This is a genomic window from Actinomadura sp. WMMA1423, from assembly GCF_006547145.1.
In the GTDB taxonomy this organism is placed as follows: domain Bacteria; phylum Actinomycetota; class Actinomycetes; order Streptosporangiales; family Streptosporangiaceae; genus Spirillospora.
The window spans coordinates 7,691,196-7,714,852 of sequence record NZ_CP041244.1; the positions used below are offsets into that span (position 1 = coordinate 7,691,196).

The 23,657-nt window shown below is 72.5% G+C and carries 23 protein-coding genes; 12 read left to right on the forward strand and 11 right to left on the reverse strand.

Annotation, left to right across the window (positions count from 1 at the left end; genetic code table 11):
- Positions 1-15 precede the first annotated feature (15 nt).
- Complete coding sequence (locus FKD65_RS35670) at positions 16-1,089, reverse strand: ABC transporter permease (protein WP_141583153.1); 1,074 nt, start codon at positions 1,087-1,089, stop codon at positions 16-18.
- Complete coding sequence (locus FKD65_RS35675; RefSeq protein WP_141583155.1) at positions 1,086-1,988, reverse strand: ABC transporter ATP-binding protein; 903 nt, start codon at positions 1,986-1,988, stop codon at positions 1,086-1,088. Before FKD65_RS35675 ends, FKD65_RS35670 begins: the two co-directional genes overlap by 4 nt.
- Before the next feature lie 210 nt (positions 1,989-2,198).
- Between FKD65_RS35675 and FKD65_RS35680 the strand changes: the two genes are divergently transcribed.
- The 4 genes from FKD65_RS35680 to FKD65_RS35695 all read left to right on the forward strand — a co-directional run bounded on the left by FKD65_RS35680 (position 2,199) and on the right by FKD65_RS35695 (position 6,725).
- A complete protein-coding gene (locus tag FKD65_RS35680) occupies positions 2,199-4,289 on the forward strand; it encodes a type IIA DNA topoisomerase subunit B (protein ID WP_141583158.1) in 2,091 nt (696 codons plus the stop codon).
- Positions 4,290-4,486: 197 nt separating this feature from the next.
- Positions 4,487-5,614: a sensor histidine kinase gene (locus tag FKD65_RS35685; protein WP_205718362.1), complete on the forward strand. Its 1,128-nt coding sequence runs from the start codon at positions 4,487-4,489 to the stop codon at positions 5,612-5,614.
- A gap of 15 nt (positions 5,615-5,629) precedes the next feature.
- Positions 5,630-6,289, forward strand: coding sequence for a response regulator transcription factor (locus FKD65_RS35690; protein WP_141583160.1), 660 nt, complete (start codon positions 5,630-5,632; stop codon positions 6,287-6,289).
- A gap of 73 nt (positions 6,290-6,362) precedes the next feature.
- Positions 6,363-6,725, forward strand: coding sequence for a hypothetical protein (locus tag FKD65_RS35695; protein ID WP_141583162.1), 363 nt, complete (start codon positions 6,363-6,365; stop codon positions 6,723-6,725).
- Between the two features lie 85 nt (positions 6,726-6,810).
- Here the strand turns inward: FKD65_RS35695 and FKD65_RS35700 are convergent, their stop codons facing one another.
- Positions 6,811-7,377: a thioredoxin family protein gene (locus FKD65_RS35700; protein WP_141583164.1), complete on the reverse strand. Its 567-nt coding sequence runs from the start codon at positions 7,375-7,377 to the stop codon at positions 6,811-6,813.
- Between the two features lie 52 nt (positions 7,378-7,429).
- On the opposite strand from FKD65_RS35700, the gene FKD65_RS35705 reads away from it, so the two are divergent.
- Positions 7,430-7,792, forward strand: coding sequence for a nuclear transport factor 2 family protein (locus tag FKD65_RS35705; protein WP_141583166.1), 363 nt, complete (start codon positions 7,430-7,432; stop codon positions 7,790-7,792).
- Positions 7,793-8,100: 308 nt separating this feature from the next.
- On the forward strand, positions 8,101-8,463 hold the full coding sequence (locus FKD65_RS35710) for a hypothetical protein (RefSeq protein ID WP_141583168.1): 363 nt from the start codon (positions 8,101-8,103) through the stop codon (positions 8,461-8,463).
- Positions 8,464-8,551: 88 nt separating this feature from the next.
- Here FKD65_RS35710 and FKD65_RS35715 read toward each other — a convergent pair whose 3' ends face one another.
- Positions 8,552-11,041, reverse strand: a complete 2,490-nt coding sequence (locus FKD65_RS35715) for a DNA topoisomerase (ATP-hydrolyzing) subunit A (RefSeq protein ID WP_141583170.1) — start codon at positions 11,039-11,041, stop codon at positions 8,552-8,554.
- A 188-nt stretch (positions 11,042-11,229) separates the two neighbouring features.
- Here FKD65_RS35715 and FKD65_RS35720 point away from each other — a divergent pair, with 188 nt between their 5' ends.
- Positions 11,230-12,393 (forward strand): lactate 2-monooxygenase, encoded by a 1,164-nt coding sequence (locus FKD65_RS35720; RefSeq protein ID WP_141587293.1) that lies wholly within the window; start codon positions 11,230-11,232, stop codon positions 12,391-12,393.
- On the opposite strand, the gene FKD65_RS35725 is transcribed toward FKD65_RS35720, so the two are convergent.
- A complete protein-coding gene (locus FKD65_RS35725) occupies positions 12,347-13,726 on the reverse strand; it encodes an FUSC family protein (RefSeq protein ID WP_141583172.1) in 1,380 nt (459 codons plus the stop codon). The genes FKD65_RS35720 and FKD65_RS35725 overlap by 47 nt on opposite strands.
- A gap of 39 nt (positions 13,727-13,765) precedes the next feature.
- On the opposite strand from FKD65_RS35725, the gene FKD65_RS35730 reads away from it, so the two are divergent.
- The 5 genes from FKD65_RS35730 (at position 13,766) to FKD65_RS35750 (ending at position 18,051) form a co-directional block, all read left to right on the forward strand.
- Positions 13,766-14,188 carry a MarR family winged helix-turn-helix transcriptional regulator gene (locus tag FKD65_RS35730; RefSeq protein WP_205718363.1) on the forward strand — a complete coding sequence of 141 codons (423 nt, stop codon included), beginning with the start codon at positions 13,766-13,768 and terminating at the stop codon, positions 14,186-14,188.
- A 40-nt stretch (positions 14,189-14,228) separates the two neighbouring features.
- Positions 14,229-15,500, forward strand: coding sequence for an alpha-amylase family protein (locus tag FKD65_RS35735; protein ID WP_141583175.1), 1,272 nt, complete (start codon positions 14,229-14,231; stop codon positions 15,498-15,500).
- A 121-nt stretch (positions 15,501-15,621) separates the two neighbouring features.
- Positions 15,622-16,281 (forward strand): ATP-binding cassette domain-containing protein, encoded by a 660-nt coding sequence (locus FKD65_RS35740; protein ID WP_141583177.1) that lies wholly within the window; start codon positions 15,622-15,624, stop codon positions 16,279-16,281.
- Between the two features lie 40 nt (positions 16,282-16,321).
- The gene (locus tag FKD65_RS35745; protein ID WP_141583179.1) at positions 16,322-17,449 is read left to right on the forward strand and encodes a sensor histidine kinase; all 1,128 of its coding nucleotides are present in this window, start codon (positions 16,322-16,324) and stop codon (positions 17,447-17,449) included.
- Positions 17,446-18,051 carry a DNA-binding response regulator gene (locus FKD65_RS35750; RefSeq protein WP_141583181.1) on the forward strand — a complete coding sequence of 202 codons (606 nt, stop codon included), beginning with the start codon at positions 17,446-17,448 and terminating at the stop codon, positions 18,049-18,051. The genes FKD65_RS35745 and FKD65_RS35750 overlap by 4 nt, the downstream gene beginning before the upstream one ends.
- Positions 18,052-18,303: 252 nt before the next feature.
- Here FKD65_RS35750 and FKD65_RS35755 read toward each other — a convergent pair whose 3' ends face one another.
- The 6 genes from FKD65_RS35755 to FKD65_RS45125 all read right to left on the reverse strand — a co-directional run bounded on the left by FKD65_RS35755 (position 18,304) and on the right by FKD65_RS45125 (position 23,594).
- A complete protein-coding gene (locus FKD65_RS35755) occupies positions 18,304-19,884 on the reverse strand; it encodes an IS1182 family transposase (protein ID WP_141579963.1) in 1,581 nt (526 codons plus the stop codon).
- A gap of 296 nt (positions 19,885-20,180) precedes the next feature.
- Positions 20,181-20,870 (reverse strand): class I SAM-dependent methyltransferase, encoded by a 690-nt coding sequence (locus FKD65_RS35760; protein ID WP_141583183.1) that lies wholly within the window; start codon positions 20,868-20,870, stop codon positions 20,181-20,183.
- Between the two features lie 38 nt (positions 20,871-20,908).
- Positions 20,909-21,655 carry an SDR family NAD(P)-dependent oxidoreductase gene (locus FKD65_RS35765; RefSeq protein ID WP_141583185.1) on the reverse strand — a complete coding sequence of 249 codons (747 nt, stop codon included), beginning with the start codon at positions 21,653-21,655 and terminating at the stop codon, positions 20,909-20,911.
- 101 nt (positions 21,656-21,756) lie between these two features.
- Positions 21,757-22,338 (reverse strand): TetR/AcrR family transcriptional regulator, encoded by a 582-nt coding sequence (locus FKD65_RS35770; protein WP_141583187.1) that lies wholly within the window; start codon positions 22,336-22,338, stop codon positions 21,757-21,759.
- Between the two features lie 40 nt (positions 22,339-22,378).
- Positions 22,379-22,948, reverse strand: a complete 570-nt coding sequence (locus FKD65_RS35775) for a hypothetical protein (RefSeq protein ID WP_141583189.1) — start codon at positions 22,946-22,948, stop codon at positions 22,379-22,381.
- Between the two features lie 94 nt (positions 22,949-23,042).
- Positions 23,043-23,594 carry a hypothetical protein gene (locus FKD65_RS45125; protein ID WP_205718364.1) on the reverse strand — a complete coding sequence of 184 codons (552 nt, stop codon included), beginning with the start codon at positions 23,592-23,594 and terminating at the stop codon, positions 23,043-23,045.
- Positions 23,595-23,657 lie beyond the last annotated feature (63 nt).

Below are 23,657 nucleotides of genomic sequence, written 5' to 3' on the forward strand. Positions count from 1 at the left end.
GTGACCGAGGTCACATTAGGCGGCGTCCCACCGGAACACGCGCATGGCGATCAGCGCCCCGACGACCGCGACGCCCAGCAGAACGGCGATCTGGGGCAGCGCGGAGGCCGGCCCGAGCCCCCGGCCCATCACATTGAGCATGCCCTCGTTGAGATAGCGCAGCGGGAAGATGTAGGACAGCGTCCTCATCCAGGTGGGGGAGGCGTCCAGCGGGAAGAACGAGCCGCCGAGGAACGCCATCGGCAGCACGATCAGCTGGGTCACCGCCTGCGCGGTCTCCTGCGTCTTGGCCCACGCGCCGATCAGCATCCCGATCGACAGGAACGCGAGCACGCCCGCGATCACCATCGGGATCGCCATCCACCAGGCGCCGCTGAGCTTCAGGCCGAACATCGGCAGCTGCGCCACCACCACGAACAGCACGAACTGGACGAGGGCCACGGCGAGGCTGACCGCCACCCGCGCGGCGAACACGGTGGGGATCGGCGCGGGGGAGAGCTGGAGGCGGCGCAGGATGCCCTTGGTCCGCCATGTGACGAGCGTCTGGGACGCCCCGAAGACGCCCGCCGACGCCAGGGCCCAGCCCAGCAGGCTCGGGGTGAAGAACTGGATGGCCTTGAGCGAGTCGTCCTCCACCTGCTGGTCGGTCACCCGGTAGGCGGGCGGCTTGCCGGAGGCGGCGAGGTTCGCCGACTGGACGATCGAGTTCATCAGCCCCCGCACCGTCCCGGACTTGACCTGGTCGGCCGCCGAGTAGTGGACGACCAGCTCGCCCCCGCGCTGCTCCACGACCGCGTCGGCGTCCCCCTTCTCGACCTTGCGGAGGGCCGCGGCGCGGTCCGGGGCCTTCTCGACCTTCAGGACCTTGCCGAGCTCGTCGGCCCCCTGCGTCACCGCCTGGTCGATGACCGGCGCCTTCCCCACCTCCAGGACCTTCACCTTGGAGGTCGACTGGTGGCCGAAGATCCCAGCGAAGAGCACCAGGAACATCAGGGGGAACAACACGGTGAAGAACAGCGCCGTGTAGTCGCGCTGGAAACCCAGGAACATCGCCCTGGACAGGCTCTTGAAACTCTCGAACGTGCTCACGCCCTGTACTCCCGTCCGGTGAGCTCCAGAAAGACGTCCTCAAGCGTGGCGCCGCGGATCTGGACGCCGGTGAGGGCGTCCTTGGCGGCCATGGCGGCGACCACCGCAGAGGGATCTCGGGTGGAAATGGTCAGCGAGACGCCGTCGTCGTCGGCCCCGTCGGCGCCTGGCAGGAGCCGCGCGTCCTCGACGGCCAGGACGCCGCTGGCCACGCTGATCCTTGCGGGGGCGTCCAGTCCGCGCACCAGGACCGCCGGGGCGCCGAGCTTGAGGATCCTGCCCGAGTCCATGATGGCGACGCGGTCGCAGAGGCTCTCCGCCTCGTCCATGTGGTGCGTGGTCAGGACGATGGTGCGGCCCTCGGTGTTGATCGAGCGGAGCACGTCCCACAGGTTGCGGCGCGCCTGCGGGTCCAGCGCGGCGGTGGGCTCGTCGAGGAACAGCAGCTCAGGGTCGTGCACGAGCGCGCACGCGATGGACAGGCGCTGCGCCTGGCCGCCCGAGAGCTTCTCGACGCGGGTGTCGGCCTTGTCGTCCAGGCCGACCAGTTCGAGCATCGCGTCGGCCTTCTTCGCCGGGACGCCGTAGAGGGAGCCGAACGTCCGCAGCTGCTCCCGCGCGGTCAGCCGCTCGAAGAACGACGACGCCTGCAACTGGACGCCGATCCTGGGGAGCAGCTTGGAGTTGCGAGGCCACGGGGGGAGGCCGAGCACGGTGAGGTCGCCCTCGTCCGCCTGCCGCAGCCCCTCGATGATCTCCAGTGTGGTGGTCTTGCCGGCCCCGTTCGGCCCGAGGATGCCGAAGAACTCGCCCTCCTCGACGGAGAACGTCACCCCGTCCACGGCCCGGACGTCCCCGTATCGCTTGCGGAGGCCCGAGACCTCGATCGTTTGCGCCATGCGAGGACAGTAAGGAGAAACCGGGCCTGGCACACCCACCCATAGGTGGACGTTCGGGTCTGATAGTCGAAGTAGGGGTAGCCTGGCGGACCGTACGGGCCCCACCGCGACGGCGTGCGCGACGTCGGCGGCGGCGAGCCTTTCGGTGGATTGTCGGCGTCCGGGGGTACCCTTCTGCCGACCGTCCTACCCCCGAGGAGCACACGCACGTTGACCGCCGCGACCGCCGAAGCGACAACCGAAGACCCGCACGGCTACTCCGCCCGGCACCTGTCGGTGCTGGAGGGGCTGGAGGCCGTGCGCAAGCGACCCGGCATGTACGTCGGGTCGACCGACAGCCGTGGCCTCGCGCACTGCCTGTGGGAGATCGTCGACAACTGCGTCGACGAGGCCCTCGCCGGCTACTGCACGCACATCAGCGTGACGATGCGCGCCGACGGCTCCTTCGAGGTGGGCGACAACGGCCGCGGCATCCCCGTCGACCTGGAGCCCAAGACGGGCCTGCCCGGGATCGAGCTGGTCATGACGCGGCTCCACGCGGGCGGCAAGTTCGGCGGCGTGTCCTACACGGCCTCCGGCGGCCTGCACGGCGTCGGCGCCTCCGTGGTCAACGCCCTGTCCTCGCGGCTCGACGTGGAGGTCGACCGCGACGGCCACACCCATGCGATCAGCTTCCGGCGCGGCCTGCCCGGCGAGTTCGCCGACGAGGGCCGCCCGAACGCCCGCTTCAAGAAGAAGTCGGGCCTGCGCCAGATCCGCAAGGTCGCCAAGAAGACGACCGGTACCCGTGTCCGCTTCTGGCCCGATCTGCAGATCTTCCTGAAGGACGCGACGGTCGAGCAGTCCCTCGTCCTCGACCGGATGCGGCAGACCGCGTTCCTCATCCCGGGCCTGACCATCGACGTCCGCGACGAGCGCGGCGAGGAGGTCGTCGACGAGACGTTCCGGTTCGACGGCGGCATCGGCGAGTACTGCTCCTACCTCGCCAAGGACGCCCCGCTCGTCGACGTGCTGCGGCTCCAGGGGCGCGGCCACTTCACCGAGACCGTCCCCGTCCTCGACGACCAGGGCCACCTCACGCCCACCGACGTGGAGCGCGACCTCGAGGTCGACATCGCGTTGCGCTGGGGCAGCGGCTACGACACGATCACCAAGTCGTTCGTCAACGTGATCGCCACCCCGAAGGGCGGCACGCACGTGCGCGGCTTCGACCGCGCGGTGCTCAAGGTCCTCAACGAGCAGCTCCGCGCCACCAAGCTGCTGAAGAACGGCGACGAGGACGTCATCAAGGAGGACGTCCTGGAGGGCCTCACCGCCGTGGTGACGGTCCGCCTGCCCGAGCCGCAGTTCGAGGGCCAGACCAAGGAGGTCCTCGGCACCTCCGCGGCGACGCGCATCGTCTCCCAGGTCGTGCAGCGCGAGCTTCGCGCGATCTTCGAGAACCCGCCGCGCGGTCAGAAGCAGCCGCTGCGCGCCGTCCTGGAGAAGGTCGCCGGCGCCGCCAAGACCCGCATCGCCGCCCGCACCCAGCGCGACAACCAGCGCCGCAAGAACGCCCTGGAGAACTCCGCCCTCCCGGCCAAGCTCGTCGACTGCCGCACCGCCGACGACCGCAGCGAGCTGTTCATCGTCGAGGGCGACTCGGCCCTCGGCACCGCCAAGCTGGCCCGCAACTCCGAGTTCCAGGCGCTGCTGCCGATCCGCGGCAAGATCCTGAACGTGCAGAAGGCGTCCGTCGCCGACATGCTGAAGAACGCCGAGTGCGCCGCGATCATCCAGGTGCTCGGCGCCGGGTCGGGGCGGACGTTCGACGTCGACGCCGCCCGCTACGGCCGCGTGGTGATCCTCGCCGACGCCGACGTCGACGGCGCCCACATCCGCACGCTGCTGCTCACCCTCTTCTACCGCTACATGCGGCCGATGCTGGAGGCCGGGCGGATCTTCTCCGCCGTCCCGCCGCTGCACCGCATCGAGCTGATCAAGCCCAGGAAGGGGCAGGACAAGTACATCTACACCTACTCCGACGCCGAGCTGCGCAAGCGGCTCGTCGAGCTGGAGCGCAAGGGCCAGCGCTGGAAGGAGCCGATCCAGCGCTACAAGGGCCTCGGTGAGATGGACGCCGACCAGCTGGCCGAGACGACGCTCGACCCGCGCCACCGGGTGCTGCGGCGCGTCCGCATCGAGGACGCCGAAGAGGCGGGCAAGGTGTTCGACCTGCTGATGGGCAGCGAGGTCGCCCCGCGCCGCGCGTTCATCACCGCCGGAGCCACCGAGCTGGACGCCGAGCGCATCGACACCTGAGCGTGGGTCTCCACCCCGCGGTGGAGACCGGGAAGTCCAGCCTGGCGCCGATCCTGCCGGGCGCCCGCGCCGCATACCTTCGAAGGCATGCACTCCCTCGACCGCACCGTCCCCGCCCCGGTGGCGATCGCCCAGGGTCCCGTTCCGGGCCCGCGGGCGGGGAGCGCGGACGGCGCCGCACCGGTTAGCGTCGTCCCGTGAAGACCACCGGGGAGCGGGTGACCCGCTTTCTCGTCATCGGCAACCTGCTGGCCTGGGGGCTGGCCGCCTACGTCCGCGGCCTGCTCAGGGCCGACCCCGCCCCCGCGCTGCACGGCGCGGGCCTGGCATTCGTCGTGCTCAACGTGGTCATGTTCCTCCTGCTCGGTGCGGGTCTGTGGTTCGGGCGCAGGAACGAGGGGCCGCACCGGCGCCTCGGGATCGGCCTCCTGCTCGGGTCCATCGCGGCGGCGATGGCGCTGTACGCGCTCGCCCCCCATCCCGGGGACGGCCTGCTGTTCTCCATGATCGGTCTCTGGGTGCTGCTGACGCGCCTGCCGATCCCCTGGGGCATCGCGGTCAGCGCCCTGACGATCGCCTCGATCGCCGGGGTGGGGGAGGGGTTCGGCTCCGGCGGCGCGGATCTCGGCCTGATGGCGGCGTTCGCGGGGCTCACGCTCGGCGCGCTGGCGAGCCGCCACGGCAAGGCCGCGCAGGAGGCGACCCGCCGCGCGGAGGCGGCCAACGCCGTCCTCGCCGAACGGTCGCACATCGCACGGGAGATCCACGACATCCTGGCCCACTCGCTGTCGGCGCAGATCGTCCATCTGGAGGGTGCGCGGCTGCTGCTCGCGCGGGACGGCGACCGCGTCCAGGCACTGGACCGGGTGGAGCGCGCGCGGAACCTCGCCCGCTCCGGCCTGGAGGAGACCAGGCGGGCCCTGGCGACGCTGCGCGGGGAGACACCGCAGCCCAAAGAGGTCATCCAGGAGCTCGCCGAGGAGTTCTACGCCAGCACCGGGCGCCCCTGCGACGTGCACGTGACCGGCGAACCGCGCGAACTGTCGCCGCAGGCCGGGCTCGCGGTCGTACGGACCGCGCAGGAGGCGCTCACCAACGTCCGCAAGCACGCTCCCGGCGCGCGCGCCCAGGTCGCCCTGCGCTACCTCACCGGCAAGGTGGAGCTCGAAGTGACCGACACCGGCGGTACGGAGACCGTCGAGGAGCTGGGCGGCGGCGGGTACGGCCTCGTGGGGATGCGGGAGCGTGCGGAGTTGATCGATGGCACGCTGGTCACCGGACCGGACGGCAAGGGATTCCGCGTGTCCCTCAGCGTGCCGGCCTGACGGGAGGCGGGAGCGGTGAACGACACGGCGAGGATCCTGGTCGTCGACGACCAGACCGTGGTGCGGGAGGGCCTTGTCCTGCTGCTGGAACTGCTGCCCGGCATCGAGGTCGCCGGGGCGTGCGGCGACGGCGAGCAGGCCGTGGCGATGGTCGCCGACCTGGAGCCCGACGTCGTCCTGATGGACCTGCGCATGCCGCGGATGGACGGCGTGGAGGCGACCCGCCGCATCAAGGAGGCGCACCCGCAGGTCGGGATCGTCGTGCTCACCACCTACGCCGACGACGAGTCGATCTTCGCCGCGCTGCGCGCCGGGGCCCGCGGCTACCTCACCAAGGACGCCGACGCCGACGAGATCGCCCGCGCCGTGGCCGCCGTCCGAGGGGGAGCGTCCCAGCTCGACCCGGCCGTCCAGCGCCGCCTGGTCGAGGCCGTGGCGGTCGGCGAGCGCCCCCGCCGCGGCGGGGGCGGCACGCTGCCGGACGGCCTGACCCGGCGCGAGGCGGAGGTGCTCACCCTCATCGCCCAGGGACGCTCCAACGCCGAGATCGCCGGCGACCTGTTCATCTCCGAGGCGACCGTGAAGACGCACATCAACAACCTGTTCGCCAAGGCGAACCTCCGGGACCGGGCCCAGGCGGTCACCTACGCCTTCCGGCACGGCCTCAGCGGCTGATCTTCGGTCAGCATCCGGCAAGGGCTGGGTCAAGGCAGGCCCCCGCGCCCGCGGGCGGCCCCAGCATGAGACGGTGCTCAGAACCTGCATGATCGCGGAGTACCTGCGCCCGTACGCGCAGTGGCGCATCAACCGGCCAGATCCCTGCGACGGCGGCCGCAACGCCCGCGCCGCGATCGGCCTCATCGACGCGGCCGCCTACGTGGCCCAGCTGGACGACAGCGAACGCGTCATCGTCCGCATGGCCGTCGCCGGCTGCTTCACCCTCGGCCGCTTCAACCCGGGCGCGGAGGGCGAGAGGCTCATCCGGTTCTGGCACTACGACGACGCCTCGAAGGGGCCGGCCGACCTCCTCGAAGCCCTGGCCGACTGCGCCGAACGCGGCCTGCGGTCCCCGAGGCCGCGTCCCCGCGAGGACCGAACCACGGTGGCGTAACTCGCCCGATGTGATTCAGGCGGTGTGATTCAAAGGGTGTGATTCGAGCGGTGTGATTCGAGCGCCGCGATCAGACGTCCCGTGATCACACCGGCTCGTTGCCGGGCCTCCACTTGATGCCGCAGCCGAGGCTCGGCGTGTGCGGCTCGGGGACCTCCTTTCCGGCCAGGACGTGATCCAGCGCGGCCCTGAGCGAGGCCCCGTCCGGCTCGACGTCGTTGCGCGGCCTCGCCCCGTCGAACTCGCCCCGGTAGGCGAGCGTGCGCTCCCGGCCGTAGAGGAAGAAGTCGGGCGTGCAGGCGGCCTTGAACGCCTTGGCGGTCTCCTGCGACTCGTCCACCAGGTAGGGGAACCGGAACCCGGCCCTTTCCGCCTGTTCCCGCAGGTGCTCGGCGCCGTCGTCGGGGTAGTTCGCGACGTCGTTGCTGCACACGGCGACCGTGGCCAGGCCCTTGTCCGCGTACTCGGCGGTGAGCGCGCCTATCCCGTTCTCGATCCGCCGGACGTAGGGGCAGTGGTTGGACAGGAACACCACCAGGAGGGCCGCCGCGTCCGGGAAGTCGCCGTCCGAGACGGCCACGCCCTCGACGGACGGGAGCCGGAACGCGGGAACGGGGGAGCCGAGCGGAACCATGAACGATGCGATAGCCATGCCCCCATCATGTCCCGCCGGTGACCAAGCGATCGCTTGCTAGGCTTCGGTCATGCCCTCCCAGGACCACATGAAGCAGGCACTCCAGACCTACGTCGACGCCTTCAACGCCGCCGACGCCGCGACCGTCTGCGGCCTCTACGCCGACGACGCCGTCATCGAGGACCCGGTCGGCCACCCGCCGATGACCGGGCGCGCCGCCATCGAGGAGTTCTACGCCAACGCCATCGCCGGCGGCGCCAAGCTCACCCTCGACGCGCCCATCCGCGGCTCCCACGGCGACCGCGCCGCCATGGCCTTCACCGTCGACGTCCCCGGTATGCGCGTCCACGCCATCGACGTCATGACCTTCGACTCCGAGGGCAAGATCATCCGCATGGAGGCCCACTGGGGTCCCGACGACGTGGAGGTCTGACCGCCGGGAGGAGTCCCCGGGAGGCGCGGCGTAGCTGGCCGCATCCGGACAGGCGCTGTCCGTAATGAAGCGACTACCGCTGGTGAGAGCCGCGCGGCCCAGGCAGACTCCCTCCGCAATGGCGGTTGTGCACTCTCCGTAATCGACTGAGGTGGGCGAGGCTCTGGAAGCCCAGCGTGACTTGCTGAACACTGGGCGTGTTCAATCCTCACTGGTCACCCCCCGCCACCCGCGTCCCCGGCACCCCCCTGCGTCTCCGGGGACGCGCGGATCCCGGCGGTGCGGGGACCACCGTCGAAGGAGAGCACATGCCGTCGATCAAGACGACCGCCCTGGCCCTGGCCGCGACCGCCGCGGTGACCGGCCTGGCCACCGCCGGGGCGGCCAGCGCCCAGTCCCCCTCCAGGCCGGCCGCGCACCGGGCCGCCGCCCTTCCGCCCGGCTACCAGCTCGTGACCCTGCCGAACGCCAACGTCCCCAACTTCCAGCGCCGGACCCTCCTCTGCCCCGGTGGCAAGCGCGTCCTCGGCGGCGGTGGGGAGGCGCGGGGCAACGGCGCCATCCTCGTCGGCTCGTTCCCGACCGACGACGCCCGCGGCTGGATCGTGCTCGGCCGCCAGACCGGCTTCAGCGACGTCGGCATCAGCGTCTTCGCGATCTGCGCCGACTGAGGCGTCCCTCCCTTCCGCCGGTCCCTTCCGCCCTCGCGGCGGACGGCGGAACGCAGAGGCCCCGGGCGACCGCCCGGGGCCTCTCGCGTCAGTCGTCGGGGGTGTCCTCCTCCGGAGGCGGCGGGCCCAGGGGGCCGCTGATCGCGGTCAGCGGCTTGTCAAGCCTCTCGCCGGAGCCGTCCCGGCGGCCCAGGGTGACGTTGAGCATCGCCGGCCTGCCGCCCGCGGCCGCCGCGCGGAGCGGTGTCGGGGCCGCCCACGCCTGGAGAAGGACGTCCTCGCCCTTGAGGAACCGGTGGGCGCGGACGCCGCCGGTCGCGCGGCCCTTGGCCGGGAAGTCGGCGAAGTCGGCCAGCTTGATCGCTCCGGTCTGGGTGCCGGGCAGCGCGGAGGACGAACCGGAGACCGTGATGACGCGGGCCTCGCGGGCCGGGTCGAGGGCGCCGAACCACAGGACGCCCGCGCCGGAGCCGAGCTTGATGCCCGCCATGCCTCCGGCGGCCCGGCCCTGGGGACGGACGAGGGACGCGGCGAAGTGCAGGAGCTGCGCGTCGGTGGTGATGAAGACGAGGTGCTGCTCCTCGGACAGGAGCTGGACGGCGCCGACCACGCGGTCGCCCTCCTTGAGCCCGATGACCTCGAACTCGTCGCGGTTGGCGGGGAAGTCGGGGACCACCCGTTTGACCACGCCCTGGGCGGTGCCCAGCGCCAGGCCGCCGCCCTCCTCGCCGACGGAGGCGATGCCCACGACCGTCTCGTCCGGCTCCAGGTCGACGTACTCGGTGATCGGGGCCCCGCCCGCCAGGGACGGGGGCGTCGCGGACGGCGGCAGCGTCGGCAGGTCGAGGACGTCGACGCGGATCATGCGGCCCAGGGACGTCACCGCGCCGATCTGGCCGCGGGCCGTGGCGGGCACGACCGAGGTCAGCACGTCGTGCGCGGCGCGGGGCCCGCTGTCGGGCAGCGGCGACGCGTCGTGCGTCCGGGCCAGGAGGCCGGTCGTGGAGAGCAGCACCGTGCACGGGTCGTCGGCCACCTCCAGGGGCACGGCCTCCGCGGCGGTGTGGCCGGAGGACTCCAGCAGGACGGTCCGGCGCGGGGTGGAGAACTCCTTGACGACCTCGCCCATCTCCTTGGACACGAGGGCGCGCAGCTTCTTCTCCGACTCGAGGATCGCGGTCAGCTTGGCGATCTCCTTGGCGAGCTGCTCCTTCTCCTTCTCCAGCTCCAGGCGGTCGTAGCGGGTGAGGCGGCGCAGCGGGGTGTCGAGGATGTACTGCGCCTGGATCTCCGACAGCTCGAAGATCTGCATGAGGCGCTGCTTGGCCTGGGCGGCGTCGTCGCTCTGCCGGATGACCTGGATGACCTCGTCGATGTTCAGCAGCGCGACGAGCAGGCCGTCGACGAGGTGGAGGCGGTCCTCGCGCTTCTTGCGCCGGAAGAGCGAGCGCCTGCGGACGACGTCGATGCGGTGGTCGATGTAGACCTGGAGCAGGTCGCGCAGGCCGAGCGTGCGGGGCTGGCCGTCGACCAGGGCGACGTTGTTGATGCCGAACGTCTCCTCCATCGGCGTCAGCCGGTAGAGGTCGGCGAGGACGGCCTCGGGGTTGAAGCCGTTCTTGATCTCGATGACCAGGCGGAGGCCGACGGTGCGGTCGGTGAGGTCCTTCAGGTCGGAGATCCCCTGGATCTTCTTGGCGTTGACCAGTTCCTTGATCTTGGCCTTCACGCGCTCGGGGCCGACGGCGTAGGGCAGCTCGCTGACGATGATGCCCTTGCGGCGGGGCGTGACGCTCTCGATGGAGACCGTGGCGCGGGTGCGGAAAGTCCCCCGGCCGCGCTCGTAGGCGTCGCGGATGCCCTCCAGGCCGACGATCCTGCCCCCGGTGGGCAGGTCGGGGCCGGGCACGAAGCGCATCAGCTCCTCGAGCGTGGCGTCCGGGTGGTCGATCAGGTGCCGGGCCGCGGCGACGACCTCGCCGAGGTTGTGCGGCGCCATGTTCGTCGCCATCCCGACCGCGATGCCGGACGCGCCGTTGACCAGCAGGTTCGGGAACGCGGCGGGCAGCACCTCCGGCTCCTGCTCCTGCCCGTCGTAGTTCGGGCGGAAGTCGACGGTGTCCTCGTCGATGGAGGTGACCATCAGCATCGCCTCGCGGGACATCCGCGCCTCGGTGTACCGCATGGCGGCGGGCAGGTCGTCGCCGCCGAGCGAGCCGAAGTTGCCGTGCCCGTCGACCAGCGGCATCCGCATCGCCCAGGGCTGCGCCATCCGCACCATCGCGTCGTAGATGGCGCTGTCGCCGTGCGGGTGCAGCTTGCCCATGACCTCGCCGACGACGCGGGCGCACTTGACGTGCCCGCGGTCAGGGCGCAGCCCCATCTCGCTCATCGAGTACAGGATCCGGCGCTGGACGGGCTTCATGCCGTCGCGCGCGTCGGGAAGCGCCCGCTGGTAGATGACCGAGTAGGCGTACTCGAGGAAGCTGCCGCGCATCTCGTCGGAGACGTCGACGTCGACGATGTTCTCCTCGAAGTCCGGCGGCGGGGGAGGGGCTTGGGATCCGCGTCGTGCCATGCCCCACATTGTGGCCGGTCCCGGGGACATCTTTCGCCCGCCCCACCGGGTGTTCCGGTCAAGACGGTGGATCGATCCCGTTTCGTCACCTCCGCGGACCTGGCAGATTGAGCACGGACCGTTTCGGTCTCCCGCTCCGGATTCTCGTCGCCGGGGGCGGGGGTTCCGTCGAGCAGGTGGAGGTTTCGTTGAGCGGGCTGGCCGACTTCCAGAACTCGATCTATCTGCAGGGACTCGGGGACGTCCTGCCGGCGCTGCCCACGGATCTGACGAAGCTGGAGGGGCTCGCCGAGCGGTCGCTGTCGGCGCGGGCGTTCGGCTACGTGGCCGGGTCGGCGGGCAGCGAGGCGACCGCGCGGGCCAACCGCGCCGCGTTCGAGCGGTGGCGGATCGTCCCGCGCATGCTGCGAGACGTCGCCGAGCGCGACCTGTCGGCGACCGTGCTCGGCACGCCGATGCCGTCGCCGGTCCTGCTCGGCCCCATCGGCGTGCAGTCGATCTTCCACCCGGACGGCGAGCTCGCCGTGGCGCGGGCCGCGGCGGCCGAGGGCCTGACGATGGTGCTGAGCACCGCGGCCTCGTTCGCCATCGAGGAGGTGGCGGAGGCCAACGGGGACGGGCCGCGCTGGTACCAGCTGTACTGGCCGAAGGACAGGGACCTCGCCGTCAGCTTCCTGGAGCGCGCGAAGGCGGCCGGGTACACCGCCCTCGTCGTCACGCTCGACACCTTCACGCTGGCGTGGCGCCCGCGCGACCTCGACCAGGCCTACCTGCCCTTCCTGCGCGGGATCGGCGTCGCGAACTACTTCAGCGACCCGGTGTTCCAGAAGGCCGTCGGCGGGCCGGTGACGGACGCCAACCGCGACATGGCGATCCTGCACTGGGTCGCCAACTTCGGGAACCCGTCCCTGACCTGGGACGATCTGGTCTTCCTGCGCGAGCACTGGGACGGGCCCATCGCGCTGAAAGGCATCCAGCATCCCGACGACGCCCGCCAGGCCGTGGACGCGGGCATGGACGGCGTCATCGTCTCCAATCACGGCGGCCGCCAGGTGGACGGCGCGGTCGCCTCGCTGGACGCGCTCCCCGGCGTGGTCGAGGCCGTCGGCGACCGGGCGGCCGTCCTCTTCGACAGCGGGATCCGGACGGGGGCGGACATCGCCAAGGCGCTCGCCCTCGGTGCCGAGGCCGTCCTGGTCGCGCGCCCGTACGCCTACGGGCTGGCGCTCGGAGGCCAGGCCGGCGTCCAGCACGTGCTGCGCTGCCTCCAGGCCGAACTGGAGCTGACCATGGCGCTCTCCGGCATCAGGCGTCCGGAAGAGCTGACCCCGGAGATCCTTGTGCGCGCGTAGCCGGGGAGAGCACCGCGCGGATCCCGGCCACCGCGGAATCGATCTCCTCGACGGCGGCGCGGCCCCCGTTCTCGTGTTCGTCGGCGGGTTCCCCGGCCAGGACGCGGAGGTGGCCGCGGATGTCGCGCAGATGGTCGACCACGTCGGCGTGGTGCGGGCGCCGCCGCGTGACGGCCCGGTGCGCCCTCAGCGGCGGGTAGAGCCTGTCCAGTTCCGCGACGGCGCGCTCGAACCGGGTCAGCGCCCCGGGCTCGCCGCCGAGGGCCCGGGGCAGGACGGCCAGCGCCGCGGCCGCTCGGCGCCGCAGCACGTCCCGGGTCCGGAACGGCAGCACGAACCAGGCCGCCGCTACTCCGACGACCCCTCCGGCGAGGATGGCCTCCAGCCGGGACCAGAGCAGGGGCATCGCGGACTGCCCGAAGTAGCCGTACAGCAGGGACAGGGCAGCGGTGATTCCTCCGGCCCAGTAGGCGTAGTTCCTGGGGCGCAGCCAGAGAGCGACGCCGAGCACCACGAAGATGAGCGCGACGGAGCCCCAGGCCCCTGGAGCGAACACCCCGGCCATGAGGGCGGCCAGAAGGGTGCCGGCGGCGGCGCCGAGCGCGCGCAGGAGGCCCTTGTACAAGGCGTCTCCTTGCCCAAGGGCACCATTGCACACGATGAACGCGGTGAGGACGACCCAAGACCAGTGGTCGGGAAAGAAGAGATGTCCTGCGGCGAAGGCGGCGGCCAGGGCGACCGCCATCTGCGCGGCCATCCGTCCAACGGCGGGGCTTCGCCTCGTCCCCTTCGCAGACTCCTTCGGCTTCGCAGACTCCTTCGGCGGGGCGTGGCCGTCTCTGGTCAGGCGGTCGGCGAGCAGTTGGAACGCCGCCACCCAGGCCCACGCGAGGAGCGCCATCACCGGCGTCCACACGAGGTGCCCCGGTGCTCGCGTATGCGGGATGACGAGGAGGGCGATCGCGGGAAGCGTCATCAGCGTGCCCGCCCGGCCGAACCGGCGCCCGAACCGGCGGATCCAGACCGCGGAGGTGACGAGGAGCACGAACGCGGCGTCACCCGCGACCGGATGGCCCGACATCAGCGTCCCCAGCCCGGCCGCCGCGAGGGCGACGAGGGGCAGGACGAGGCACGCGGTGAGCCGGTCGGCCGGGGACGCGCCCCGCTGGGCTCCGGCGAGCGTGACGGACAGGACGACCGCCTGCATGACGGCGTCGGCTCCGAGGGGGGCGAGCCGGCCCAGGAGGAGCGCCGAACCGAAGGCCGCGAGGACGGCCGCCATGGTGACGGCGGCCGGCGGCACCGACCGGGGCCGCACTCCGGCGAGAGTCATGATCGCCTCCTCGAAATTAGTAAGTGATATCTTAATACTGTGGAGAGCGTCCCGACAGAGGCCGTGACGGAGATCCGGCACGGGATCATGCGCATGTTGCGCCGGATGCGCGCGGCGAGGTCGCCCGAGGCGCTGAGCGCGAACAAGCTCACCGTGCTCGGCCACCTCTACCGCGGCGGCCCCGGCACGGCGGGCGAGGTGGCCGAGGCGGAAGGCCAGCGCCCGCAGTCCCTCACGCGCGTGTTCGCCGAGCTGGAGGCCGAGGGTCTGATCTCCCGCTCGCGCGCCGACCGGGACAGGCGGCGGGTCGTGCTGGCGATCACCGAGCGGGGCGCCGAGGCGCTGCGGCGCGACATCGCCCAGCGCGACGCCTGGCTGGCCGAGGCGCTCGACGGGCTCTCCGAGACCGAGCTCGACGTGCTGCGGGTCGCCGCCAGGCTCATGGAGCGCCTCGCCCGATAGTTCGCGGTTACGTAATGGTTTTCCGGGTAAGGAGACGCGCATGCGCTGGCCCGATCACGTCATCTGGTGGCACGCCTACCCCCTCGGCTTCGTCGGCGCCGAACGCGCGGCCGCCACCGCCCCGGCACCGCGGCTCGGACGGTTCGACGTCTGGCTCGACCATCTCGTGGGCCTCGGCTGCAACGGGCTCGCCCTCGGCCCGGTGTTCGCGTCCGAGACGCATGGCTACGACACCGTCGACCACTACCGGGTCGATCCCCGGCTCGGCGGTGAGGACGACCTGCGGCGCCTGATCGACGAAGCGTCCCAGAAGGGGGTGCGCGTGCTGCTCGACGGCGTCTTCAACCACGTGGGACGCGGGTTCGGGCCCTTCGCCGACGTCGCCGCCAATGGCGACGCCTCCCCGTACCGGAAGTGGTTCCACGCCGACCTGCGCACGTTCGAGGGGCACGACCACCTCGTGACCCTGAACCATGCCGAACCCGAAGTCGCCGACTACGTCACCGACGTCATGGCCCACTGGCTGGAGCGCGGCATAGACGGGTGGCGCCTCGACGCCGCCTACGCCGTCCCCTCGGACTTCTGGCGGACGGTCACAGAGCGCGTCCGCGCGCGCTTCCCCGACGCCTGGTTCGTCGGAGAGGTCATCCATGGCGACTACGCCAGCCTCGTGCAGCAGACCGGATTCGACTCCGTCACCCAGTACGAGCTGTGGAAGGCCATCTGGAGCTCACTGAACGACCGGAACTTCTTCGAACTGGCCTACGCGCTCGGGCGCCACAACGGGATGCTGGCCACGTTCGCCCCGCAGACCTTCCTCGGCAACCACGACGTGACCCGCATCGCCACCCGGCTGACCGACCGGCGCGCCCTGGCCCACGCGCTGGTGGTCCTGATGACGGTCGGCGGCGTCCCGTCCGTCTACGCGGGGGACGAGTTCGCCCTCGAAGGACTCAAGGAGGAGCGCGAGGGCGGGGACGACGCCGTCCGGCCGGAGTTCCCGCCGGTTCCCGGTGACGTTCCCGGCCACGGCGCGCCCCACCACCGCCTCTACCAGGACCTGATCGGCGTCAGACGGCGCCATCCCTGGCTCGTCCGGGCGCAGACCACGGCGGCCACCTTGACGAACACGGCCTTCTCCTACACGGTGGGGGACGGCCAAGAGCGGCTGGGAGTCGTCCTGAACCTGGCTGAGGAGCCCGCCAAGGTCGACCTGCCCGCCGCCGGCTGGACGCGCGTGGCCGGTGACGCCGACTTCACCGGGGACGGCGCCGTCGTCCCGCCCGCAGGGTGGGCGATCGCCGAACCCTGAAGGAACCGCCGTGGCCGGGCCGACCCATGACATTCGTCATGGGTCACCCCTGAGATCCTCATGATCGTTTCCTGACGTCCGTGACTGCACGCCCGCGCCGCCGCCGGACAGCATGGATGTCATGAAGGCACCTGTGATCGAGGTACGCGACCTGGACCTGAACGAGGCCGTCCGCAACGTCTCGTTCACCGTGGCGCGGGGGGAGGTCTACGCGCTGCTGGGCCGCTACGGCTCCGGCAAGACGGCCCTCCTGGAGATCCTCGCCGGGCTGCGGCGCCCCACCGGCGGCGCCGTCCGGATCCGCGGCGTCGACCCCTACGCCGACCGCAACGCCGCGCGCGCCGGGGCCGTCTGGCGCGACGGCGGCCTTTTCCCCGGCCTGACCGTCGCCGAGGTCGTCGACACCTGGCGGCGCTGGACCCTGGACCCGCTCACCCGCGACCGGGCACTGCGGCTGGCCCGCCTCACCCGCCTCGCCGACGTGCCGTTCGAGCGGCTCACCATCGGGCAGCGGCGCCTGCTCGACCTGGCGCTGGCCCTGGTCGGACGGTCGGACGTGCTCGTCCTCGACGAGCCCACCGCCGGGCTCGACACCGCCGCGGCGCGCGAGGTGTGGTCGGTCCTGCGGGCGCTGGCCGCGGACGGCGTCGCGGTGGTGGTCACGACCCGCGACCCGGACGAGGCCTGCCGCGCGGACCGGGTCGGCGTCCTGGACGAGGGCCGCCTGGTCACGGGACGGGACGCCGCCCGCCTCCGCGCCGTCCGCCCCCGGGCCGCCTGAGCCCCCGCATCCCCCCTTGACGGCCGCATACGCTGGGCGCGTGCAGCCCAGGATCCCGCGCCCCACCGTCATCGCCGCGATCATCGTGGGGATGACGGTGCTGACGCTGGCCGGGTTCCTGCTGCCGGCGCTCTGGTACGAGATCGTCGACCGGCGCGACGCCGGGCGGCTGGTCCTCGCCCTCCTCGGGGCCGGCGCCGCGTTCGCCCTCTACGCCCGCCTCCTCTGGCAGAACCTGATGCGCCGCACCGCCCCGGCGCACGGGCTCGGGCTCGCCGCGATCGCGGCGATCTGCTGGGCGCTGCCGCCGCTGCTCGGCACCGGCCAGGGCTGGGGCAACGCGCTCCTCGTCCCCGCCGGGCTGATCGCCGTCGTCCTCCCGGTGCGCGAGGCGATCGCCGTGACGGCGGCGGCGACCGTCCTGACCCCCGTCTACGGCGTGCTCCTCGGGCTTCCCGCGCTGACCGTCATGTACGAGGTCACGGGCGTGCCGCTCGGCGCCTTCTCCGGCTACGTCACGGTCTGGCTGTTCCACGTGGTCCAGGAGCTCCGGGAGGCGCGCGCGGAACTGGCCCGGTCCGCGGTGGGGGAGGAGCGCCTCCGATTCGCCCGCGACCTGCACGACGTCCTCGGCCACAGCCTCCAGGCCGTCGCGCTGCGCGCCGAGGTCGCCGAGCGGTTCCTCGAACGCGACGACGGCCGCGTCCGCAAGGAGCTGACCGAGATCCAGACCATGGCGCGGGACGCGGTGCGCGACGTGCGCGAGGTCGTCCGCGGCTACCGCGCCACGTCCCTGCGCACCGAGCTGGACGGCATGTCCGCCGTCCTGCGCGCCGCCGGGATCCGCTGCGAGCGCCCCGAGGTGTCGCCGGACCTGCCCGCCCACGTCCATGAGCCCCTCGGCTGGGTCGCCCGCGAGGCCGCGACCAACGTCCTGCGGCACTCCAGCGCCACCTGGTGCGAGATCACCGTCCGGTCCGGCCGCGGCGAGGTCCGGCTGGAGATCGTCAACGACGGCGCCGCGCGCCGCGCCGCCGGGGACGCGGGCAGCGGCCTCGCCGGGCTCGCCGAACGGATCACCGCCGCCGGCGGCGCCTTCCAGGCGGGCCCCGCGGGCGACGGGACGTTCCGGGTGGCGGCCGCCGTCCCCGCGAAGGGAGTCGCATGATCCGCGTCCTGCTCGCCGACGACCACCTCCTGATCAGGGAGGCGCTCGTCCTGCTCCTGGAGACCGAGGACGGTATCGAGGTCGCCGCCGACGTCGGACGAGGAGACGAGGCCGTCGAGCGCGCCCTCGCGCTGAAGCCCGACGTCGCCGTCCTCGACATCGACATGCCGGGGCTGGACGGCCTCGCCGCCGCCGAGCGCCTGTCCCGCGAGCTGCCCGCCTGCCGCCTGGTGATCGTGACCGCGCACGGCCGCCCCGGCAACCTGCGCCGCGCGATGGCCGCCGGCGTCCGCGGCTTCCTCGGCAAGGACACCCCGGGCCGCCGGCTCGCCCAGGTCATCCGTCAGGTCGCCGCGGGCGCCCGCTACATCGACCCCCAGCTGGCCGCCGACGCCCTCGCCGCCGAGGAGTGCCCCCTCACCCCGCGCGAACTCGACACCCTCCGCGCCGCCGCCGACGGCGCCCCCGTCTCCCGCATCGCCCGCACCCTCGGCCTGTCCGAGGGCACCGTCCGCAACTACCTGTCCGCCGCCGTCACCAAACTGGGCGCCGACAACCGCCACACCGCCGCCCGCACCGCCAAAGACCTCGGATGGCTCTAGCTCATTGCAGTGCCCTCCTCCTTCGGGCCTGGCGGCCCTCCATCGTCGGGCACCGCGGGCGATCGCTGGCATCGCTCCGGCTCGCCTTGGCGGCTCGCTGCGCGATCAGATTCTCGCTTCGCTCGAATCTGCCTTCGGACGCGATCGCAACCATTGAGGTTGTTGCCGGGTTGCGGTGGTGGCCGGGCCTAGAAGACTGCTGAAGATCTTGTGAGGGGCTGTCCGGCCGTGGGCCGGACAGCCCCTGTGTGGTCATGCTTCGGCCGTGGACAGGTGCCAGGTGCCGTTGGTTCGGGTGAGTCCGAGGTTGATGAGTCGGCGGAGGTTGAGGACGGCGGCTCGGGTGTGGAGCCAGGCGTCGGCTTTGATGGTGCCGCGGTGGCGGAGGCGGCGGTTGCCGTGGTGGACGAGCCAGGCGACGGCGCGTTCGACCGGTGGTCTCCAGCGGCGGTAGTCGGCTTGCCAGGCCGGGTCGTGGGCCGATTGGCGGCGGGCGGCGGCTTGGAGGTCGTGGTGGGGGCGGATGGTCAGGATCCGGCCTGCCTTGGCGTTGGTGCACCGCTCGCGCAGGGGGCATCCGGTGCACCGGTTCCCGAACACGGCTTTGCGCTGGTGGTGGCGTCCGCCGGGGTCCGATAAGGGGGCGGTGTGCCCGGCGGGGCAGGTCACGGTGCCGTTGGTGGTGTCGATGGCGAAGTCGTCGAGGGTGAAGCCGCCGGGGACGGCGGGCCGCAGCGGGGCGGGCTTGATGAACAGCCGGTGCCCGGCGGCGGTGAGGGCGTGGCGGGCCTGGCCGGTGGAGTAGGCGGTGTCGCCGAACACCTGCACCGGGGTGTCCTCGCCGGCGAGCAGGTCCAGGCCGACGACGGCCTCGTGGTGGGCGGCCCCGGCGCCGGGCCGCAGGGCCACCGCGGTGAACAGGCCGGTTTCGGGCTCGACGGCCAGGTGGGCTTTGAAGCCGTCCTGGCGGTGGCTGCGGGTCTTGTGGACGTGCCGGGCTTGGGGGTCGACGGTCGAGATCACCCGGTCCGGGGCGGTGCCGTCGGTGATGCGCCAGCGCCCGTCGCGGCCGTCGGACCCTTCGGCCGGTTCGACGTCCTGCCCGGCGACCAGGGCCAGCAGGCCCACCGCGTTCGCGGCCCGCTCGCCCAGTTCCTGCTCGGGCAGGTGCCCCAGCAACCTGAGCGCGTCGGTGACCAGGGCGTCCACCAGCTCGGCGCGGGCCTGCTCGTCGTTCCAGGCGATGCGCGGTTTGCCCGGGTCGGTGTAGTCGTGGGCGGTGCACGCCGCCGCGGCCACCTCGGCCGCCCCGGGGACATGGCGGATCACTGAGCGGACGGCGGCGATCAACTGGGTGACGGTGTCCTGGGTGGCGACCGCATCGTCCAGCACCGTGGAGTCCAGCGCACGGCGATGCCTGCCGGTGAGCACCCCGGTCGCCCGCACCACCTCCCGCACGGCCTCGAAGATCCGGTCGGGCCGGGCCGAGCGTGCCAGCCGACGGCGGAAGTAGGCCAGCAGCGACGCATCGAACGCGGTGTCGTGCAGGCCCAGCCCGCACGCGGCCTTCCAGCGCAGGTCACACCGCAACTCCTGCACCGTCTCAGAATCCGACAGCCCGTGCAGGGCCTGCAAAGTGATCGCCGCGGCCAGGATCTGCGGCGGCATCGACGGCCGCCCGTTCGCCGACGGATACATGTCCGCGAACATCACCGCCGGGAACAACGCGCCACGGTGCTCGGCCAGGAACGCGAACACGCTCCCCGCTGGGATCAGCTCCCGGCACGTCTCCCACACATCCGGACCGACCGTCTCCCCGGCCCACTCACCCATCACCACACCACAACACACTGGCCCCGCCGCATCCGCGGCGGGACCAAAACCCCAAGATCTTCAGCAGTCTTCTAGAGCCTGTTTCGAAGTGGCCTCGGCCACGCGCGCGAACGCGTGACCTGGCCGGTGCCGCGAAGCCGGAGGCGAGCGGCGCCGGGCGGATCGCGAAGCGATGCCGCGTTCGCCCAGGCACGGTCACGTAGCGAGCCGCTAGGCGAGCGAAGTGGGCCGGGACTGTAGTAAACACAGCCGCCAGGCGAGCGAAGTGGGCCGGGACTGTAGAAAACACAGCCTCGTCAGCGGCGGGCCAGGACTAGGGAGCCTCGTTTTGTGACCGGGAGCGGGGTGCGGAGGTGGGCGGCGGCCTCGGCTGCCTTGGGGCGGGGGACCTGGCGGGCTATCAGGTAGTCGCGGACGGCGTTCTGGTCGGGCAGGGTGATCAGCGGGGCGTCCCAGCGCTCCACCTCGACCTCGCCGAAGACCTCGCCGACGCGGGCCGGGGCGTCCTCGGCGTCGAACGGGGTCGGCTCGGGGCGCCACACCGGCGACAGCTCGGGGCTGTCGGTGCGGCAGATCGCGGTGACCAGGAGGAGGCCGCCCGGGGCGAGGACGCGGCGGGCCTCGCGGAGCGCGCGGTCCGGGTCGTCCAGCAGGGGGAGCAGGTTCACGGCCACGGCGGCGTCGAACGCCGCGTCCCGGAACGGCAGACGCAGCGCGTCGGCCCGCAGGCGCGGCGCCGGGTGGGCGGCCAGGAGCTCGGCGGACACGTCAAGCCCCACGAGCCCGAACGGCGGCGGGTCGGGGAGGGCGTCGCTGAGGGCGCCCTCCCCGCAGCCGATGTCCAGGACGCGCGACGCGCCGGAGCCCAGCAGCTTGGAGGCGATGTGGTCGTGCAGGCTCCGCGCCCCGATCAGGTACTTCCTGGTGACCCTGGCGGCGAGGCGGAAGCGTTCAGGGCCGGAGTCTTGACCGGGTGAGAGGGCCATGCAGTGAGCATGCCCGGTGAGCCGCCCGGAAAGCGTCGTCAGGCGGTGACGCCCCCGTCCACGACCAGGTCGTGCCCGACCACGTGGGACGAGGCGTCCGACGCCAGCCACAGGATGCTCTCGGCCACCTCGGCGGTGTCGGCCACGCGGCCGGACGGCGTGGCGCGCATCCGCTCCGCGCGCCCGGCGGGCGTCTCGCCGGGCAGGAGCGACATCGGTGTGTCGGAGGCGCCCGGGCTGACGGCGTTGACGCGGACGCCGTCGCCGATGTGGTCGAGGGCGGCGGTGCGGGTGAGGACGCTGACCGCGGCCTTGGAGGCCGCGTACGCGGCGAGGCCGGGGCGGCGCCCGTGCGCGCCGATGTTGGAGGAGACGTTGACGATCGCTCCGCCGCCGTGGGCGCGCATGTGGGCGATCTCGTGCTTCATCGACAGGAACACGCCGGTCAGGTTCACCGCGAGGACGCCGTTCCAGGCGGCGGCGTCGATGTCGGCGACGGGCCCTGCGGCGCCGAGGATCCCGGCGTTGTTGACGGCGACGTGCAGGCCGCCGTGGCGGCCCGCGGCCGTCTCGACCATGCCGACGGCCGAGGCCGGGTCCGTGACGTCGGCCACGACGTGGTCGGCCCGGTCCGAGCCGATCTCCTTCACCGCCTCGGCCAGCGCCGCCGCGTCGCGGCCGGCCAGGACCACGGTCGCGCCCTCGCGGGCGAAGGCGTGCGCGGTGGCGCGGCCGATGCCGCCCGCGCCGCCGGTGATGAGGACGATCTTGCCGTCGAATCGCATCTCGAACTCCAAATATTAGATCGATCGGTCTTGAATAAGGGCCTAAGGAAGCCCCGCCGGAGTGGCGGGGCGGTACCGGTCCGCGCCGGTCGGTCGGAGGGTCAGGTGAGGAGCGCCGCGGCCTGGCGGGTCGCGTCGCGCAGGCGGTGGTCGTCGGGGGCGGCCCGGCCGAGGACGCGCATGCCCTGGAACAGGACGAGCAGCAGGCGGGCCAGCGCGCGGGGGTCCTTGTCCGCGGCCAGTTCCCCCTGGGCCCGCGCTCGGGTCAGGGCCGTGGTGAGCGAGGCCTCCAGGAAGTTCCAGCTCGCCTCCACCAGCCGCGCGGCCTCGGGATCGCGCGGGGCCAGCTCGACCGCGGTGTTCACCACCAGGCAGCCGCGCCGGGGCCGGCCGCGCGCCGACTCCTCGGCGTAGCGCTCGATCAGCGCGCGGACCGCGGGCAGCACGGGTCCGGGCTGCGACAGCGCCTCGGCGACCTTCGGGTCGGTGTCGCGGAGGTAGCGTTCGAGGGCCTTCAGGAACAGCTCGCGCTTGCCGCCGAAGGTCGCGTAGAGGCTGGCCCGGGCGATGCCGAGACGGGCCACGAGGTCGGCCATGGACGTCGCCTCGTACCCGCGCTCCCAGAACAGTTCCAGCGCGCGCTCCAGCGCGGCGTCCGGATCGAACTCCTTCGCCCGTGCCATGGCGACGACGATAGGGAATTCAAGAACGAGTGGTCAAGTATCAGGCCTGTGCGGGCGCGGGAAGGGACGGGCGGTCGAGGTCCATGACGTCCAGCACCGAGCCGTCGGCGGCGAGCGCCTCCACGACCGGTCCGCGGCGGGCGCCCCAGACCACGACGACGTGCCCGTGCTCGGGGACGTCCAGGATCCGCTTGCCGACCCGCACCCGCGCGACCTCGGCCGAGGCCCGCAGCCGCGCCTCGTTGACCCACTTGGCGCCCCAGGGCAGCAGCCGGTTCGCGTTGCGCACCGTCCGGGCCGACCCGTACTTGAGCAGGTGGCGTCCCATCTCGCCGGACGAGCGGCGCGCCAGCGGCTCGGCGGGGGCCGAGCCGCCCGCGCCGCCGAGCTCCATCCACTCGCCGTCGCGGCGATGGAACGTCCAGCCCTCGATGAACGCGGACGCCGGGTCCGCCCACTGGTAAAGGAACGTGACAACGGCGACGTCGCCGTCCTTGTCGAGCCCGAGCGGAAGGTAGTCCCGCCCCTCGGTGAAGCGGGCGGGAGCGGGGACGGGGAGCCCGTCCCGGAGGAGCCGCAGGCACTCCTCGTGCACCTCGTGGTCGTTCATGATGGGGGACCTCTGATCGTGCAGGCAGGGCAAAGGGCCCTCCCGCGAGAGGGCCCCACGTGGCACTCACTCTAGAGGTCCGGCTCGTCTGGTTTCACCCGTCTGGTGTACTCCCGACGACCCTTTGCCATCCGTCCTTCATCTCGTGGTCGTCCAAGGGCGCGCGGGAGGGGAGCGTCCGCGCGGCGAGGACCGCGCACAGGGCCGCCAGCGGCAGCTCCACTCCCGCCGCCAAGGCGATCGCCACCGCCCGCTCCGCGCCGGGCGTGGCGGTCATCACGTCGAACCACGCGTCGACGGCCAGGAGCGCCCCCGCGGCGGCGGCGCACAGCCCGTGGCGCGGATCGCGGCGGACGAGCAGCACACCGGTGCCGAGCAGCGCGGCGGCCTCCATCGCGTCCAGCCCCACCCAGGCAGCCGACCAGTTCGACACCACGGCCGTGGACGGCATCGTGGCGGCGAGCATCCACATCCAGGGAACCAGTGCGGCGGCGCTCCCGACGAACGCCCAGCCGAGCCGTCGGCTCCCCGCCGTCCGCTGGGCGGCGGGGGCGGGCGGCCCGCTGCGTCCGGAGCGCGGACGGCGCCGGGGGGCGATCCCGAGGCGGGACGGCGGGGGAGCGAGGCGGGTGACGGCGGTGACCATGGGGACTCCTGGGGACGGGTGCGCATCCGCTTCCCGGATGCCGGTCAAAGCCTCGCCGGAATC